Raw genomic sequence first — 17,798 nt, 5'->3', positions numbered from 1 at the left:
GAGTCGGTGTTCCTTACTGTTGCGGTGGTGCTGAATGTGGGGCAGAGAGCTGGGCCAGCTGGTCCTCGAGGTGGAATACCTCGCGCAGCCGTTCGGGGCCCGCGTCGAACGAGCCGCCTTCGGCGAAGAACGGAGACATCGACTTCTGCCAGGCGGCGTTGATCTCGGTGAGCTCCATACCCTTCTGGGCTGCTTCGTAGTCGTCCGTTTCGAGATAGCCGATGACCATGCCGGTCGGATCCGCGAACAGGGAGTAGTTGCGCCAGCCGGTGGATTCGAGGGCCTCGAGCATGTCCGGCCATACGGCCCGGTGGGCCGCGACGTACTCATCGAGGCGCGCAGGATCGACCTGCATGCGGAAACACACCCGCTCCATCTCAGCGTTCCCTGACTGCGGTGGAATCGGTCGAACCGGACGCCGCGGATCCGTCGGTGCGGATATTGCCCGCGGCCACCTCGGTGGCGTGATCGGCATCGAGGAGTCGACCGTAGCGTTCGATCTCGATCTCCTCGAGGGTCTTGTTCTGGGTGTTCGGTGCCCAGATCATGCCGATGAGCAGGGCGGCGACGAGGAGTCCGACAATGAGGAAGCCGACTCCGTGGATGCCGGTCTTCTCCAGCATGAGCGGGAACCACAGGGACAGGACGCCGACCATGACGCGCACGATCATGAACATGAAGCCCTGAGCAGAGGCGCGGTAGCGGGTGGCGAAGAGCTCGGCGGCCCACAGTCCGTAGAAGGCCTGAGCGCCCAGGCCGGACGAGATACCCCAGCCGATGGCGAAGACGAGCAGAGAGAACCAACCTGCCGGTCCCCAGATGAGCACGGCCCAAGCGATGACGCCGAGGCCGGCGCCGAAGCCGTAGAGCCAGCGACGGGAGACCTTATCGCCGTAGCGCATGAAGCCGAAGAACGTCGCGGCGCTGGTCAGACCCCAGACGAGGACCTGCAGCAGGTACTGGGAGCGAGCGTCGGTGAGTCCGGTGGCTTCGTAGATGCGGGGCTGGAAGATTCCGGCCTGACCGGCCACCGTGTTCCACAGGCCGTAGACGCCGATGAGGAAGAGGAGTGCGGTGATGTTCTTCTTCTTGGTGAACATCTCGAAGATTCCGCGGTAGGTGCCCACGGTGTTCGGGTTGGCCTGCTTCTCGGTCCAGCGACGCGATTCGCTCAGTCCGCGGCGGACCCACCAGGTGATGAAGGCGATGACGAAGAGGTGGGCGAAGATGATGCGGGAGCCGAGCAGGCCCATAGGTTCGAGCAGTGCGGCGAGGAGGAAGCCGATCATCGGTCCGATCGACCAAGCCAACTGGGCCACTCCGACGTGGCCGGCGCGACGGCCGTCTGGGGCCTCCTCGGCGATATAGGTCCAAGCGGCGGTGACGCCGGCACCGACGGCGATGCCGGTGAGGACGAAGCCGATCAGCAGGGAGGCGAAGTTGAACGCGAAGATCGCGAACAGCGTGCCGAACATGTACAGGAGCAGGTCGTAGGTGTAGATGAACTTCCGACCATAGCGGTCACAGAGCGGACCGCCGATCGCCGCACCGATCGCGGCACCGAAGGCGTTGGCGCTCAAGGCGGACAGCAGGCCGACGGCCATGCTGTCGAGGCCGAATTCGGTCTGCCACAGGCTGATGCTCGTGGCGATTGCGATGATCGAACCGGCTTCGATGTAGTTCGACATAGCCACGGCGACCGTGGCCTTCCATTTGGACGACGTCGTTGTGTCCTTCATAGGTTCCTCCAGGATGGCTCGGTGATCGCGACTTCGCGAAACCGACGGGTGAGATGAGAGGATTGAAACGTTTCAATCTTGTTGCTCGGAATACTAGCATGTCGTCCGGATCACATCAAGACGGTCGTTGGCGGTTGTGGAGGTCGAGGTTGGAGCGGCGGCCGGAGTGACGGTGCGTCAGGCACAATGAGACATGCCTGCCCGCGAAATTGCGGAGTGCTGCGGCACGGATAGCGGACGGCACATCGCAGGTGACGTAAGTGCAACGGATGGCAGAGGGAGACTCATGGCGAAAGTGAGCATGCGCGAGGTCGCGGACCGCGCAGGAGTCTCGGTCGGCACGGTCTCCCATGTCGTCAATGGATCGTCGAAGGTCGCCGAGGTGACGGCAGCGAAGGTCAACGCCGCAATCGCGGAGCTTGGGTTCGTGCGCAATGCTGCGGCCAGGCAGCTGCGATCTGGGCACAGCAGCAGTTTGGGCCTCGTCGTCCTCGACACCTCGAACCCGTTCTTTGCGTCTGTCGCGCACGGGGCCAGGCAGGCTTGTGATGAGGCCGGATTGGCTCTGCTTATCGGGGACTCAGGTACTGACGAACAGCGTGAGGGGAAGTACCTCGACCTCTTCGCCGAACAGCGAGTCAATGGTCTGCTCGTGACTCCGACCGGCTCGGATCTGTCGCGGCTGGAAGCGATCGCGTCTCGGGGCACTCCCGTCATGCTCGTCGACCGTGACTCGAACGGCTACGCCCTATCGTCGGTGACCGTAGACAATATCGCCGGAGGCCGGATGGCGCTCGACCACATCATTGCGGGAGGCTGCAGACGCCCGGCCTTCATCGGGGGGCCGCAGTCATTGCCGCAGGTCGCCGATCGCTTGGCCGGAGCCGCAGATAGTGCACGCGAGTCCGGACTCGATCTGCCGGTGTTCAGCGCCCCGGAACTGACGATCCTGGCGGGACGGGATGTGGGTGAAAAGGTCGTTGGTCTGCCCGACGACCAGCGGCCCGACGCGGTCTTCTGTGCCAACGATCTGCTGGCGGTCGGATTCATGCAGGCTGTCATCATGTTCAGCGATCTGCGAATCCCCGAGGACATCGCGATCGTCGGCTACGACGATATCGACTATGCGTTCTCAACGATCGTGCCCTTGACCTCCGTGCGGCAGCCGGCGGAACTGCTCGGACGCACGGCGGTGGAGACGCTTCTGCAGGAGAACGCATCGGCCTCAGGCGAGCATCACGACCGACGGTTCACCCCGGAACTCGTGGTGCGGGGGTCGACCAGGCCGGTGTGAGCCGGGCTCACGCGAAGTGACCAAATACCTCGGCGGGATCGAGGCCGAAGCTCAGCGCCAGGTTGAGCACGATGCGGGCCTTGCGCGCGTCGAGGATTTCGGCGGAGATGAGCCCGGAATCAAGCAGGCCGATCTCGCCGCCGGGGTAGCCGTAGGTGCGGTGCAAGCTCACACCCGAACCGGTACGTGAGGCCAGCACCACGGGCATCCTCTCGGCCAGTCGGGACACGGCAGGCAGCAGATCCTCGGGGACGTGACCTCCGCCGACTGCGGAGAGGACGGCTCCGGAGAATCCGGACCCGGCGATGAGATCAAGGGTCTCTTCCGGTTCGCCCATCCCCACCTCGGCGAGGGCAATCTTGCTCAGCTGAGACGGACGGGGAAGTCCGGCGAACGGGGATTTCGGAGCCTGGGGCGGGTGGGGGAGGTGGAGGTCGTCCTCGCTCAACCAGCCGATCGCGCCGAGGATGGGCCCGGAGGAGAACGCGGCCGTCGAGGTCGTGTGCGACTTCGTCACGAACCTCGGATCGTGGACTTCGTCGTTGAAGACCAATGACGCCGGCAGATCGCTGACCTTGTCGGACAGAGCAGTGAGCGCGGCAGAACGGACGTTGGCCGGTCCGTCGGCGCCGGGCAAGGTCGGGTTGCGCATGGCCCCGGTGGCAGAGATATGGGTGTCCGAGTCATTGAGCAGCCAGAGCCCGAACGCGGACTCCTCGAGAGTGTCGGTGCCTTGGGTGAGGACGATGCCGTCGACCTCGGTTGAGCGGGCGAGCTCGACTACATCGAAGAGCATCTCGAGGGTGACATTGGCGCTCGAGACCTGAGCGACCTGAGTGAAATCGGCCTGCAGATTCGGCCACACCTGATCGAGACCCGCGGCCGCAGCGATCTCTGCCCCACTGAGTGCTGGAGCAACCCCACCTGATGCATTGGCGGTCGATGCAATGGTCCCGCCGAGAGCGGCCAAGAGCAGGTGAGGGGCGGTACGGGGTGAGGTCTCAGGCATGATTCGAGTCTAACGTCAGTTCCGTGTCAGTGGCCTTTGCTAGTCTCCACGCATGGACCCCGCCACCGTGCTCCGCCTGTCCCACGACCAAGCCATGCAGTACCCTTCGGTCGAGCTCGACCACCCGTTCGGACCGGACAATGCCGTATACAAAGTGCGCGGGAAGATGTTCATGATGGCCTTCGAGCTGCGCGGGATCCCCAGCCTCAACCTCAAAATCGATCCCCTCGATGGCGAGGTGCTGCGAGACGCCTATACGGAGATCTCACCCGGCTATCACATGAACAAGAAGCACTGGATCACCGTCGCCGGGGAGGGGGCCGGCGCTGGAGACGGTGATGGGTCGGATGCGGCTGGCGATCGCCTCGACCCCGACCTACTCCACGACCTCGTGCTCGAGTCCTATTGTCTCGTCGTTGCCAAAATGTCCAAGAAGGTCCGGCCGGTCGACCCTGAAACTTTCGGTGGGCGTGGGGATGACTGAAGACGTTCGGGAAGTGGCCGCGACCGGGCCGCCGTTGCGCCGTCACCAGGTTGAAGCCCTCTCGACTCTGCATGACGGTACCGCGGCCGATGAACGTCGGTCGTGGATCGTCCTGCCGCCAGGGGCGGGAAAGACCCGCGTCGGGATCGACTATGCGACTCACCTGCTCAATCACAATCTCATCGAACGAATCGTGGCCTTCGGCCCGAATACGGCGATCCAAGGTCAATGGGCCAAGGAATGGAACCGCCTCGGCGAGGGTCGTCATCCCGCCGGAGGCACACGTGAACTCACCCAGACCTTCACCGCCCTGACCTACCAGTCCCTGGCCGTCTTCGACTCGGACCGAGAGACCGTCGACCGCGAAGAAAGCACGGGCAACACTGACCGGGACTGCGAAGGCCATGCAGACGACGCCGTTGCCTCCGAACCAGGCGGCAGCCTGCTCGACTCCCTGGCACCCGGCGGCCGGGCGCTCGTCGACAACCTCGTCGCAGCCGGTCCGACGCTGCTCATCCTCGACGAATGCCATCACCTGCTCGAGGTCTGGGGTCGGCTGCTGGCCGACCTGTTGGCCCTGCTGCCGGACGTGTGGGTGCTCGGACTCACGGCCACCCCGCCGGCGACGATGTCGACCCGACAACGCGAACTCGTCTCCGACCTCTTCACCTCCATCCGCTATTCCGCGTCCATTCCGGCGCTCGTCAAAGAAGGCGACCTCGTGCCCTTCGCGGATCTCGTCTGGGTGACCGAACCCACCCGAGAGGAACAGGACTGGCTGGCGGCACAAGCCGAACGGCACACAGAGTTCATCACCGGCGTTCTCGACCCCGGCCAGGGCACGATCGGGCTGCTCGAATGGGTGGATCGACGGTTCCTCGGCGACCGTGCCGAATCGGTGGATTGGCAGACCATGAGCCGACAGCGTCCCGAACTCTGCGATGCGGCCCTGCGCCTCCACCACGCTGGTCTGCTGCACCTGCCGCCCGGAGCCCGACCCGGCGAACAGCACCGTCGCGACCCCGACCCGGACGACTGGGCCCGCCTCATCGAAGATTGGATGCGCCACCACCTGCTCGCCTCCGATGCCGCGTCCGACCAGGAACTCGCCGAGGCGATCCGCCGTCGACTGCCCTCGATCGGATACCGCTGGACCCGCCACGGAATCGCCGCCGGACGGTCGCCGGTCGACCGTGTCCTCTCCCACTCGGCGGCGAAGCCGCGAGCCTGCGTCGACGTTGTCTCCGCCGAGGCCGCCACTCTGGGCGACCACCTGCGGATGCTCGTCCTCTGTGACTTCGAATCCGCCACCGCGACCCTCTCCGCCGATGTCCGCACCGTCCTCAATGAATGCTCCGGTTCGGCCCTGCTCGTCCTCGAAACGCTGCTCGCCGACCCCCGGACCGCGCGCCTGTGCCCGCTCCTCGTGTCCGGGCGCACGGTCGCCGGACCCCCGCACATCCTGACCGAATTGCGCGAGCACATCGCGACCGACGACGAAGAACTGGCCGCCCGGCTGGAAGTCACCGACCCTGAGTCCGGGGTCAGCCGCCTCGACGGGAGCTGGACCAGCCGCGACTGGGTGCCGTACGTAACCGCCTTCTTCACCTCTGGGTCCGCGCAGGTGCTCATCGGCACCCGGGCGCTGCTCGGCGAAGGCTGGGACGCACCGGCCGTGACCGGACTCATCGATCTCACGAGCGCGACCACCCCGACCGCAGTGACCCAGACCCGCGGTCGGGCGCTGCGCGAAGACCCGGACTGGACGGACAAGGTGGCCTTGAACTGGACAGTCGTCTGCATCAGCCCGGATCACCCGCGCGGGGGCCAGGACTGGAACCGGCTCGTGCGCAAACACGACGGATTCTTCGGCGCCGATGCCGAAGGTGAGATCGTCGACGGCGTCGCTCACATCGACCCCGCGTTCTCCGCTTTCTACCCGCCCGAGGACGATATCGACGCCATCAATGCCCGGATGACCATTCGCTCCCAGTCTCGCGCCGAGGTGGCCGAACGGTGGAATGTCGGCGCAGACTACCGCGACGAAGAGCTGCGTTCGGTGCGCATCGTCGCCGCCGACCCCGACCAGGCCGTGCTCGGTTCCGCACCGGCAGAAGCCGGCGCCGATCGCGGCGATAACGCCTCCGTTTCCGACACCGCGGGAGACGATGAAGACCCCGATGGCATCATCCCGATGCCGCGCCACCGCGACGGCGACCCCGGAAAGATTCTTCCCTTCTCGCTTCGCGCGCCGACAGTCATCGTCTGGGCGACGGTGGGTCTCCTTACAGCTGTGGCAGCCGTGCTGAGCGGCGGGGCCGCGATGTGGATCCTCGGCGTCATCGCCGTCGGGCTGCTGCTGAGCCTGCCGGTCGTCCTCGCCGTTGCCGGCGGTCGCCGGCAGCGCCTGTACGGGGCCTCCCCGGCCGTCGCGCAGATCGCCGGTGCCGTCGCCGAGGCGCTGCACACCGTCGGACTGAGCAGCGTCGATGCCGACGCAGTGCGGATGGCAATCGACGCACGCGGTGACTTACGGTGCCACCTCGATGCGGATCCCGGCTCGGCGGAGGTCTTCGCGCTCGCTTTCGACGAAGCGGTGTCGCCCATAGGCGACCCGCGGTACCTGCTGCCGTGCTGGCGCCTGCCGAGTCGCGCCCACGGGGTGCGCAGCTGGTGGACGCGAATGAGGTGGGGGACCGGCACCGCGCAGAAGACCGACCCGATCTGGGTCGGTGTGCCCACCGTTCTGGGGTCGAAGAAGGAACGTGCGGTGGCCTTCGCCGCCGCGTGGGACACCTGGATCGGAGGAGGCGAACCGATCTACACCCGCAATCCCGACGGTGCCGGCCTCCTTGCGGCCGTGCGCGGAGGCGACCCCTGGGGGATGACCTCGGTGCTGCGGATGCGCTGGCGCTAGTTCACAATCTTGCCGGCTTCGGCTCGCGGAGCTGCCGACACCGTGGTGCGAACTGGCGCGCACCCGCCAAGGCACAGAGAATAGTTCCTATGTCCGCCCTGTCATCCGCGCTCGCCTACCGGCGACTGCTCGAATCGAATGCCACCCTGCGCATGCTCCGGGCCGACAACCTCGCTGTCATGGCCGGAACCCTCGACGCTCATCTCGGCAAGCCCGGCACCAGGATGAACACCGAGGATCTGCACGAAAGCATCGACGCTGACCTCGAAGAGCTCCGCGACCACTTCGACCTCTCGCTGCGGACAGCGAAGGCGTACTGCGATGACTGGCGTCGCGCCGAAATCCTCGTCCGTCGTCCCGCCACCGCCGCCAGAGGCGAAACCTACGAACTCTCCGCCGCCGGCTTCGATGCCATCCGCATGCTCGAGCAGCTGCGCACCCCACCACAGACCGCCACCGAATCCCGGCTGGTCAGCCTCGCCCAATCCGTGCGACAGCTGGCCATCGACACCGACCCGGACAGCTCTCGCCGCCTCGCCTCCTTGCGTGCCGAACGCGACCGCATCGACGCCGAGATCGCTCGCGTGCGCCGCGGCGATCCGCGCTCAGTCGTCCTCGACAGGCGCCGCGCGAACGAACGCGTCTCCGACATCCTCCAGCAGGCGCAGGGGCTGCCCGCCGACTTCGCCCGCGTGCGCGCCCGCTTCGAAGAACTCAACCAGGAACTGCGGGTCTCGATCCTCGCCGCCGAGGACTCCCAGTCCCAAGTGCTCGACGAAGTGTTCCGCGGCGTCGACCTCATCGAGTCCTCTGACGAAGGTCGGACGTTCTCGGCGTTCTCCGCCCTCGTCCGCGACCCCGAACAGTCCGCGGCCTTCGACGACGACATCGCCGCCATCCTCGACCGGGACTTCTCCGCCACCCTCTCTCTGGCCACCCGCCGTTCCCTGCGCACCCTGATGCGCCAGATGAAGGACGGGTCTCACGAGGTTTCGGACATCCTCACCGAGTTCGCCCGTGGCCTGCGCCGCTACGTCCACTCCCACGAATTCCAACGTGACCGCGTCATGCGCACTCTCCTCCAGGAGGGTCTCGCCGCGGCCTCGCCCGTTTCGCAGGAGCTCAAACCCTACGACGAGATCGGCATCGACCTCGAACTCTCCAGCGTCTCACTGGGCAGCGTCGGCGAGGTCGTCCTCCACGACCCCGAGGAGTTCGACGCGGGAGCGGAACTCGGCGAGGCCACGGACTCCGAGACCGACTTCGCCGAACTCATCGCTGTCGCCCGCGAATCCGAAATCGACTTCGCCGAACTCACCGAGAACATCAACTCCGTCGTCACCTCCGCCCACGAGGCCTCCGTCGCGGAAGTGCTCGACACCTACCCCGCCACACAGGGCCTCGCCAGCGTCGTCGGCCTGTTGTCGCTGGCCAGCACCTATGGCCACGTCGACGTCGGCAACCGCGAAATCCTCACCTGGACCGGCGTCGACGGCATCGCCCGCACCGCCGCGATCCGCCGCCACTACTTCACCGAAGGCATCACCCTATGAGCCCCACCGACCACGACAACGACACAGTCCCCGCCGAGGTGGGGGCCGCCTCGGCGAGGGAATCCACCGATTGGGCGGACGACCTGAGCCACAACCCCAGCGGTCTGTGGTCCGGCGACACCGGAACGCTGGGAGAGCGAACCCGCCGAGTGCTGCTCGAACTGCTCAAGGGACCGTACGTGTCGGGGACGCAGAGTCCGCAGCTGTGGGCTGCCCTCGTCGCCGACGAAGGTCTCGTCCGTTCGCGCCTGCATGACCTGTTCCTCGACCTCGTCATCGATCGGGTCGACGAATTCGCGTTCACCCGCAAGATCGTCACCGACGAGATCGACGCACCCGCGGCGGTGCGCAGCGAACGACTCACCTTCCTCGATACGGCGATGCTGCTCGTGCTCCGGCAGCTGCTGTTGGCCGCGCCGGGGGAGAAGCGCGTCATCGTCGACCGCGAAGAGGTCTATGAACGCCTTGCGATCTACCGCACCGGTGACGAATCGACCTTCCAACGCAACCTCAACGGTGCATGGTCGCGGATGAGCAATCGGCTGCGCGTGCTCCACAAAGCCGGTGAAGACCGCTTCGAGATCTCACCGATGGTGAAGTTCCTCATCGACGAGGACCGCGTGCGCGAGCTCATCGCCGTCTACGAGCGCATCGCCGCCGGCGAAGTCGATGCCGGTGAGGACACCGTCAACGACATCGACACCGAGGAGGACGACGCGTGACCGAGGCACTCTTCCCGCTCGACGCGGCCTTCGTCGCCGATCAGGCGCGCGCCCGCGGAGCGAACCGTCCCGACGTCGGCAGCCAGTGGCGGCTGAGCGAGATCCAGATCGCGAACTGGGGTACCTTCGACGCCGACATCCATCGCATCCCCGTCTCCCACAAAGGCCACCTCATCACCGGGCCCTCCGGTTCGGGCAAGTCCTCCCTCCTCGACGGAATCGCCGCCGTGCTCACCCCGGACAAGTGGCTGCGCTTCAACGTCGCCGCTCAGACCGCGGGCGCTCGCCTCGACCAGCGCAGCCTCGTCAGCTACGTCCGCGGGGCCTGGACTCGCACCGCGGATTCCGAAGAGGACCGGGTCGTCAGCAAATATCTGCGTCCGCGCGCCACCTGGAGCGGAATCATCCTCCGCTACGACAACGGCAGCGACAAGCCCCTGTCGTTGGCCCGACTCTTCTTCATCAAGGGTTCGGGCACGAAAACGACGGATCTCTCCGACGCCTGTGTCCTCGAGCGTGCCGATCTCGACCTCTCCGACCTGCAGCACTACGCCCGGTCCGGACTCGAAACCCGCAAACTCAAGGCCGACCATCCTGATGCCGTGGTCACCTCGAACGGCCACCACGGGAAGTTCTATGCACGGCTGCGCAAGACCTTCGGCATGGCCGACGAGTCCGCGCTCCAACTTCTGCACAAGACACAGTCGGCGAAGAGCCTGGACAGCCTCGACCGGCTCTTCCGAGAACATATGCTCGAAAGCCCGGTGACCTTCGACCTCGCCGAGACCGCCGTCGCCCAGTTCGGTGACCTCAAGGACGCTCATGACCATGTCGTCGAACTGCGCAAACAGCGCGATCATCTGCTGCAGCTGCGCGAAGCCGCCTCCCGTTTCGAGACCGCCAACGACATCGCCGCGAAGTCGATCGCGCTCAGCGAAGCTCTGCTGCCGTACCAGAAGCGGCGCGAGCTCGATATCCTCCGCGCCGACCTTTCGGCGCTGACCAGGCAGATCGTCGAACTCGAAGTCACCGCCGACCGTGTGGGGCGTGACTTCGACGCCGCAGTCGACGAATACGACTGGGCCCGACGGGCCACTTTGGAGCTCGGTGGTTCCGAGGCCGAACACCTTCAGCAGCGCATCGACACCGCCGAGACCGAACGCCGCGCCATCGCCGAACGTTGGTCTGGGCTGGCTCGTCAGCTCGAGCAGGCCGGCATCGAGCACGCCCCGACCACAGCCGCCGAGTTCGCCGAACTGCAGGCTCAGATCGCCTCCAGCCTCGACGACGACACGCAGGTCGCCGGACCCAGCCACGCCGACCACGACCGGTTCTCCCAGGCGCGGGCAAAGGTGCGCGAACTCGAAGGTGAGATCGAATCCCTGCGGCGGTCCGGATCGACCGTGCCGAACAACCTCATGACGATCAGGTCCGAGCTCGCCGCCGGCACCGGACTGAGCGAGAAAGCGCTGCCGTTCGCGGCCGAACTCATCGAAGTCGACCCCGACGAGTCCCGGTGGACGGGTGCCATCGAGAGGGTGCTGCGGCCCATGGCGCTGACCGTCCTCGTCCGTTCTGAGAACCTCTCGGCGGTGCGCACCTGGGTGGATTCCCACCGCATCCGCGGCCGGCTCGTCTTCGAGGAGATCCCGCGCTCAGTGCCGAGCCCCCGCCCCGTGGGCAGTGAGAAGTCGCTGGTCAACAAGGTGAATGTCAGCGATACCGGCTTCGGCGACTGGGTCCGGACCACCTTGTCCGAACGCTTCGACTTCGCCTGTGTCGACCACCCGGACGAACTCGACGACCATCCGCGCGCCGTCACCGTCAAGGGCCAGGTCAAAACCTCACGCACCCGGTACGAGAAGGACGACCGGCGGGCCATCGACGATCGCAGCCAATGGGTCCTCGGCGACCGCGACGCGAAACTCGAAGCCCTCGTCGAATCCCTCAAGGATGCTCAGTCGGAACTGGCCGCGGCCGAACAGGTGGTCGCGGCTGCTGATGCCGAAACCGCTGCCGCACACCGGCGCCGCGGCATCCTCGCCGGCATCCGTGAACAGTCCTGGCGCGACGTCGACCGAGACGGCGCGGCCGAAAAGGTCGCGACTCTCGAGCGGCAGCTGGCCGAACTCGAAGACGCCGACGGGGACCTGCAGCAGGCGATCGGAGCCGAACGCGAAGCCAAGGCGGTCAAGGACGAAGCCGAGAAGGCGAGGAACGACGCCGACTACGCTCTACGCCGTGCGAACGAAGAATCGACGGGGTTGCGCTCGAACATCACCCGGATCGAGGACGACGTCAACGCCGGTCGCATCGCGGAGGTGGAGGACCACCTCGGCGAGGAGTTGGATGATCGGTTCCGGAAGATCCAACGCAGCATCAAGCGGGAGAACCTCGCCGAGGTGGGCCAGCAGGTCTCGCAGGTCCTGCAGGAGGAGAAGGACCGGGCGCAGGCGGATGCCAGCCGTGCCGGTCAGTCCGTGACACGCTTGGCCGCGGAGTTCAAGGCCGCATGGCCGTCGGTTTCGTCCCAGCTCACAGCAGAAGTCGATGATCGTCGCGCCTACTTGTCGATGCTCGATGAGATCCTCGCGCACGGACTGCCCGATCATGAGAACCGGTTCCGGGAGCTGCTGCAGCAACGGTCCCGAGACCTCATCGGCGAACTCCTCAACGAGATCCATGCCGCTCCGCGTGAGATCGAGGATCGAGTCGCGCCCATCAATTCCTCCTTGCTGCGCTCGCAGTTCGACGAAGACCGGTACCTGCGGCTGAAGGTCAAGACCCGCCGGTCCGAGACCGTCAACGCCTTCATCGCCGATCTCCGCCTGGTGGCGAGCGGCAGCTGGGGTGAGGACGATATGGAGACTGCGGAGAAGAAGTACGACACTCTCGCCGAGGTGATGCGCCGATTCGCCTCCAGTGAGCACGTCGACAAGGTCTGGAAGACCCAATGTCTGGACACACGACTGCACGTGAGCTTCCTCGCCGAGGAGATCGACGATCACGGTCGCGCACATGCCACCTACGATTCGGGTGCGGCGATGTCCGGTGGTCAGCAGCAGAAGCTCGTGATCTTCTGCCTGGCGGCAGCGCTGCGCTATCAGCTCGCAGATCCGGACGAGGCGATCTCGAAGTACGGCACGATCATCCTCGATGAGGCCTTCGACAAGGCCGACACCCGCTATACCCGAATGGCTCTGGACATCTTCATCGAGTTCGGGTTCCACATGGTGCTGGCGACACCGCAGAAGCTGCTGCAGACGATCGAACCCTATGTGGGTGCGGCGACCTCGATCGAGAATCCGAGCCGGCAGAAGACCCTGACCTCGACGATGGTGTGGGACGAAACCGACGGTGCCGGTGACGGGAGCGGTGCGGTTGATAGTGACGGTGCTGGTGACGCTGCCGGGTCCGACGACATGGAGTCAGGTGAGGCCGGAGCCGAGCGTGAGGCTGACGTAGTCGAATCGGATCGGCCGACATGGGTCGCCGGGGAGGTCGAGCTCGAATTCGGGGATGAGCCGAGCGCCGAGGCGGACCGAGGACAGGCAGATCGTGGAGCGGCGGAGCAGGCTGGGGAGTCCGACGGCCGATGACCATGCTCTCCGTCGCCGAGGCCCGAGTGAAGGCGCGCAAGCGTCTCACCTCGTCCATGGCCGTGTGGGCGGCGGAGTCCGTTGACGAGGTGCGTGTCGAGATCGCACTCCACGCGCCGACGGAGAAGCAGGTGCTCACGGATCAGTCTGCCGCCGTCGACTGGGCCGGTGACTGGCGGGCCGTCGAGGACAGGGCAGGAGCCGCCTCGGGGCTGGAGATCGACTGGGAAGATCGCAGCTGGGCTCGGGTCGGTCGCCAGCGGGTGCCCATCCGACTGCGCCTGACCATCTCCGATGAGGTGGCCGCCTTCGTCGGCGGGGACACCGCACGTGACTGGCGGAAGCTGCGCGATCGGGCCCGCCAGATCCGCGATCGGCTCGGGCCCGTGGCGAGCGAATCGGCATCGACCGGCGACGTCGATGCGAACGGTTCCGACGGCGACTCTCTTGCTGCGGCAGTGCGATCCCAGGCGAATCGGGTCCTCTCCCTGACAGACGATGCTTTCGTTATCGTCATCGACGTCGTCGACTGGCTGCGCACGCACCCGGTCGGTTCGCTGCGCCCCAGGCAGCTGCCGATTCGCGGAGTCGACTCGAAATGGTTCGAAACCCACCGCAGTCTCGTCACCGCTCTGCTCGGCGGAATCGGGCACGCCGATGCCGTGAGTGTGCTCGACGCGGAACCACGCCTGCGCCTGCGCATCCTCGACCCGGCACTGATCTCCACGGCGAATTCCGGAACAGCTGGGGCTCCTGCTTTAAACGGCGTTCCCGCCCTCGACGACATCACCGCACCGATCTCTCAGCTCAGCGGCCTGCCCCTGGCGCCGAGGATCGTCTTCGTCTTCGAAAACCTCGAATCCGTTCTCGCCATGCCTTCTTGGACCGGAGCTGTCGCCGTGCACGGATCCGGATACGCCGTCGACGGAGTGGCACGCCTGCAGTGGGTTCGGGATGCCCGCGTGATCTATTGGGGCGACCTCGACTCGCATGGTTTCGCGATCCTCAACCGACTGCGCAGTCACCTGCCGGAAGTCGAATCCGTGCTCATGGACGAAACGACGCTGCTCAAGCACCGCGACCTCTGGGTCGACGAACCGAAACCGAGCACCGGTGCCTTCGCACACCTCGCGGGCACTGAAAGGCGCGTCCTCGACCGGATCCGCGCTGAAGGAAACGTCCGTCTCGAACAGGAGCGCATCCCCTGGGATGCGGCACTGAACCGGCTGCGCACCGCGGTCGGGGAGGTGCCGCAGGATCACTTCGGCGAAGGAACCGTTGCAGGAACCGCACGTTCCACGGAAGGACAGAGCCGCCTCGGTGAGGGCGATGATGACGACCGATAAGCCGCGCGGGGGATTGGTCGCCCTGTGCGTCGCCGAACTCGTCTGCTGGGGATTGCTCTACTACTCGCTGCCGGTGGCTGTCACCCCGATCTCGGCGGACATGGGGTGGAGCCATACGGCGGTGACGGCGGCGCTGACGGTCGGGCTTATCGTCTCCGCGCTCATGGGGCCGAGCGTCGGGCGGATGCTCGACGTCCGCGGACCGAAGCTGATCATGGGCGCGGGCACAGCCATCGGGGTGGTCGCTCTTGGGCTGGTCGCGGTCGCCCCGAACCTGTGGGTGTTCTTCGGTGCATGGATCCTCGCCGGATTCGCTCAGGCCGCGACCCTCTACCCGCCGGCGTTCGCCGTCGTCACCCGCTGGTACGGGGCCGAGCGGACGAAGCCGCTGACGACGATCACCCTCGTCGGCGGACCCGCCTCGACGGTGTTCGCGCCGATCATCGCCTGGCTCATCGACGAACTCGGCTGGCGGGGAACCTACGGTGTGCTCGCCGGCCTGCTCGCAGTCTTGGCGCTGCCGATGCACCTGTTCTTCCTCAACCGGACATGGACCGACGAAGCGGCCGCGTCCACGGTGAAACCGAGCCGGGCCGAGCTGCGCGAGGTCACCCGCCACCCGCGGTTCATCACCCTGCAGATCGCGGTTGCGATCGCCACATTCACTCTCTTCGCGGTGACGATCAACATCATCCCGCTCATCATCGAACGCGGTGCCGCCTACAGTCTGGCTGCGGTCGCGCTCGGACTCGTCGGCTTCGGTCAGGTGGCCGGACGGTTCGGATATCCGTGGTTGGAACGGCACACCACGGCTCGGGCACGCACCGTCATCCTCTTCGCATCAGGAGCGGTCGGTCTGTGGCTGCTCGCCTTCGTGCCGGGCCCGCTCTGGCTGCTCATCGGCATAGCCATGATCACCGGCGGCGTCCGCGGCTGCATGACATTGTTCCAGGCCACAGCGGTCTCCGACCGGTGGGGGACGAAGAACTTCGGTGCGATCAACGGGGTCTTCGTCGCCCCGGTCACCGCCGGCACGGCACTGGCACCGGTCGCCGGGCCCGCCTTGGCCGGGGTGCTCGGCGGGTATCCGATGATGGCAGTGGCCATGGCCGGGCTGCTCAGCCTGGCGACCGTGCTGTCCGCGCGGACGTGAGGGGTGCAGGTATCAGGGCCGCCTCGACGTGGGAGTCTGCACATTCGCGCATTCCCTCAGAGCCGCCTCGGCGAGGAAATCTCTGTCACAGAGGGTGAGGAATCGGACAGCGGCACCGGGAGAGACCGGGGCTAGACTGAAAGCGCGGTCAATGCCCCACCTGTGGGGCAGACCTGCCGGGGTTCGCGACAGCGCCCCGGCGCCATGTTTCAACGGAAGGAAGTCAATGCCCACCGTCGCCAGAAACATCGTCGATACCCTCGTAGCCAGCGGAGTCAAGCGCGTCTACGGAATCCCGGGTGACTCGCTCAACGGATTCACCGATGCGCTGCGCGTCAACCCGCAACTCGAATGGGTTCACGTCCGCCACGAGGAAGCCGCCTCCTTCGCCGCCAGCGGCGAGGCCGCCCTGACCGGTGAACTCGCGGTCTGCGCGGGCAGCTGCGGACCCGGCAACCTCCACCTCATCAACGGGCTCTTCGACGCCCAGCGCTCGCGGGTCCCCGTGCTGGCCATCGCCGCACAGATCCCCAGCGACGAGATCGGCTCGAACTACTTCCAGGAGACCCATCCGACCGAGCTGTTCCGCGACTGCAGCGTCTACGTTGAGAACGTCTCCTCGGCCGAACAGATGCCCCGCCTGCTGCGCATCGCCATGCGCGAAGCCATCGAGAAGCGCGGCGTGGCCGTCCTCGTCATTCCCGGCGACGTCGGCCTGGCCGACATCGATGCCGCCGCCGAGGAGGTCAGGTCCTACCCGTCGCACACGATTCCCGCCGCTTCCCAGATCGAAGCTGCTGCCAAGGCACTCAACAAGGGCAAGAAGACGACGATCCTCGCCGGTGCCGGCACCGAAGGTGCGCACGACGAGCTGCTCGCCATCGCCGAGAAGCTTCAGGCTCCGATCGTCCATTCGCTGCGCGGCAAGGAGTTCGTCGAATACGACAACCCCTATGACGTGGGTATGACCGGTCTGCTCGGGTTCTCCTCCGGCTACGCGGCGCTGAAGGACTGCGATTCCCTGCTCATGCTCGGCACCGACCTGCCCTACCAGCAGTTCTACCCAGAAGACGCGACCGTCATCCAGGTCGATGTGCGCGGCTCCCAGATCGGGCGACGCACGAAGGTCGACATTCCGCTGGTCGGAACGGTCGCCGACACCATCGAGGCGCTGCTGCCGAAGATCAAGGCCAACCGCAGCAGCACGCATCTGAAGTCCCTGACCAAGCACTATCAGAAGACCCGCAAGGATCTCGATGAACTGGCCACACCGTCGAAGCGGACGATCCATCCGCAGTACCTCACCCGGCTCATCGACGAGATGGCCGATGACGACGCGGTCTTCGTTCCCGACGTCGGATCACCGGTGGTGTGGGCGGCCCGTTACCTGACGATGAATGGCAAGCGCCGCCTCATCGGTTCCTTCAGCCACGGATCGATGGCCAATGCCCTGTCCCAGAGCGTCGGTGTGCAGTCGGCGTTCGAAGACCGGCAGACCATCGCGCTCGCCGGCGACGGCGGACTCTCGATGCTGCTCGGTGAGCTCATCACGCTCACCCAGAACAAGCTGCCGGTGAAGACGGTCGTGTACAACAACTCGTCGCTCAACTTCGTCGAGCTCGAGATGAAAGCGGCCGGATTCGTCACGTTCGGCACGGAGCTCGAGAATCCGAACTTCTCCACCATCGGCGAGGCGCTGGGGATCAAGGGCTTCCGCGTCGAGAAGTCCAAGGACCTGCCGAAGGTCGTCAAGGAGTTCCTGGCCTACGACGGGCCCGCGGTCCTCGACGTCGTCACCGAACGCCAGGAGCTGTCGATGCCGCCGTCGATCACCGTCGAGCAGGCGAAGGGCTTCGCGCTCTACGCCATCCGCACGGTGCTCTCGGGCAAGGGCGACGAACTCATCGACCTGGCGCGAACGAACCTCCGCCAGCTGTTCTGAGCTGGTTCCCAGGTCGGGAGCGCATCAGGATCCAAAGAAT

12 protein-coding genes are annotated in these 17,798 nt (G+C 66.0%); 9 read left to right on the top strand and 3 right to left on the bottom strand.

Annotated features, from left to right (window positions below):
* Positions 1–13 precede the first annotated feature (13 nt).
* Together GUY30_RS16075 and GUY30_RS16070 are read right to left on the bottom strand one after the other, a co-directional pair.
* A complete protein-coding gene (locus GUY30_RS16075; protein ID WP_167199761.1) occupies positions 14–376 on the bottom strand; it encodes an L-rhamnose mutarotase in 363 nt (120 codons plus the stop codon).
* 1 nt (position 377) lies between these two features.
* Entirely contained in the window at positions 378–1,739 is a 1,362-nt protein-coding gene (locus tag GUY30_RS16070; protein ID WP_208091441.1) for an MFS transporter, read from the bottom strand.
* A gap of 286 nt (positions 1,740–2,025) precedes the next feature.
* On the opposite strand from GUY30_RS16070, the gene GUY30_RS16065 reads away from it, so the two are divergent.
* A complete protein-coding gene (locus GUY30_RS16065; RefSeq protein ID WP_167199759.1) occupies positions 2,026–3,033 on the top strand; it encodes a LacI family DNA-binding transcriptional regulator in 1,008 nt (335 codons plus the stop codon).
* Positions 3,034–3,040: 7 nt separating this feature from the next.
* On the opposite strand, the gene GUY30_RS16060 is transcribed toward GUY30_RS16065, so the two are convergent.
* Positions 3,041–4,042 carry an asparaginase gene (locus tag GUY30_RS16060; RefSeq protein WP_167199757.1) on the bottom strand — a complete coding sequence of 334 codons (1,002 nt, stop codon included), beginning with the start codon at positions 4,040–4,042 and terminating at the stop codon, positions 3,041–3,043.
* A gap of 52 nt (positions 4,043–4,094) precedes the next feature.
* Between GUY30_RS16060 and GUY30_RS16055 the strand changes: the two genes are divergently transcribed.
* From GUY30_RS16055 to poxB, 8 genes are all read left to right on the top strand, one after another.
* On the top strand, positions 4,095–4,526 hold the full coding sequence (locus GUY30_RS16055; RefSeq protein WP_167199755.1) for an MmcQ/YjbR family DNA-binding protein: 432 nt from the start codon (positions 4,095–4,097) through the stop codon (positions 4,524–4,526).
* Complete coding sequence (locus GUY30_RS16050) at positions 4,519–7,443, top strand: DEAD/DEAH box helicase family protein (protein ID WP_167199754.1); 2,925 nt, start codon at positions 4,519–4,521, stop codon at positions 7,441–7,443. Before GUY30_RS16055 ends, GUY30_RS16050 begins: the two co-directional genes overlap by 8 nt.
* An 89-nt stretch (positions 7,444–7,532) precedes the next feature.
* Positions 7,533–8,996: a DUF3375 domain-containing protein gene (locus GUY30_RS16045; protein ID WP_167199750.1), complete on the top strand. Its 1,464-nt coding sequence runs from the start codon at positions 7,533–7,535 to the stop codon at positions 8,994–8,996.
* A complete protein-coding gene (locus GUY30_RS16040) occupies positions 8,993–9,718 on the top strand; it encodes a DUF4194 domain-containing protein (RefSeq protein ID WP_167199747.1) in 726 nt (241 codons plus the stop codon). Before GUY30_RS16045 ends, GUY30_RS16040 begins: the two co-directional genes overlap by 4 nt.
* Complete coding sequence (locus GUY30_RS16035) at positions 9,715–13,317, top strand: ATP-binding protein (RefSeq protein WP_228281476.1); 3,603 nt, start codon at positions 9,715–9,717, stop codon at positions 13,315–13,317. The genes GUY30_RS16040 and GUY30_RS16035 overlap by 4 nt, the downstream gene beginning before the upstream one ends.
* Positions 13,314–14,663, top strand: a complete 1,350-nt coding sequence (locus GUY30_RS16030) for a Wadjet anti-phage system protein JetD domain-containing protein (RefSeq protein WP_167199744.1) — start codon at positions 13,314–13,316, stop codon at positions 14,661–14,663. The genes GUY30_RS16035 and GUY30_RS16030 overlap by 4 nt, the downstream gene beginning before the upstream one ends.
* Positions 14,650–15,816 (top strand): MFS transporter, encoded by a 1,167-nt coding sequence (locus tag GUY30_RS16025; RefSeq protein ID WP_167199741.1) that lies wholly within the window; start codon positions 14,650–14,652, stop codon positions 15,814–15,816. Before GUY30_RS16030 ends, GUY30_RS16025 begins: the two co-directional genes overlap by 14 nt.
* 226 nt (positions 15,817–16,042) lie before the next feature.
* Positions 16,043–17,758: a ubiquinone-dependent pyruvate dehydrogenase gene (poxB, locus tag GUY30_RS16020; protein WP_167199737.1), complete on the top strand. Its 1,716-nt coding sequence runs from the start codon at positions 16,043–16,045 to the stop codon at positions 17,756–17,758.
* Positions 17,759–17,798 lie beyond the last annotated feature (40 nt).

The organism is Brevibacterium pigmentatum (assembly GCF_011617465.1).
Classification (GTDB): domain Bacteria; phylum Actinomycetota; class Actinomycetes; order Actinomycetales; family Brevibacteriaceae; genus Brevibacterium; species Brevibacterium pigmentatum.
The sequence above is the reverse complement of the archived record's forward strand: the minus strand, read 5'-3'. Positions and strand labels throughout refer to the sequence as shown.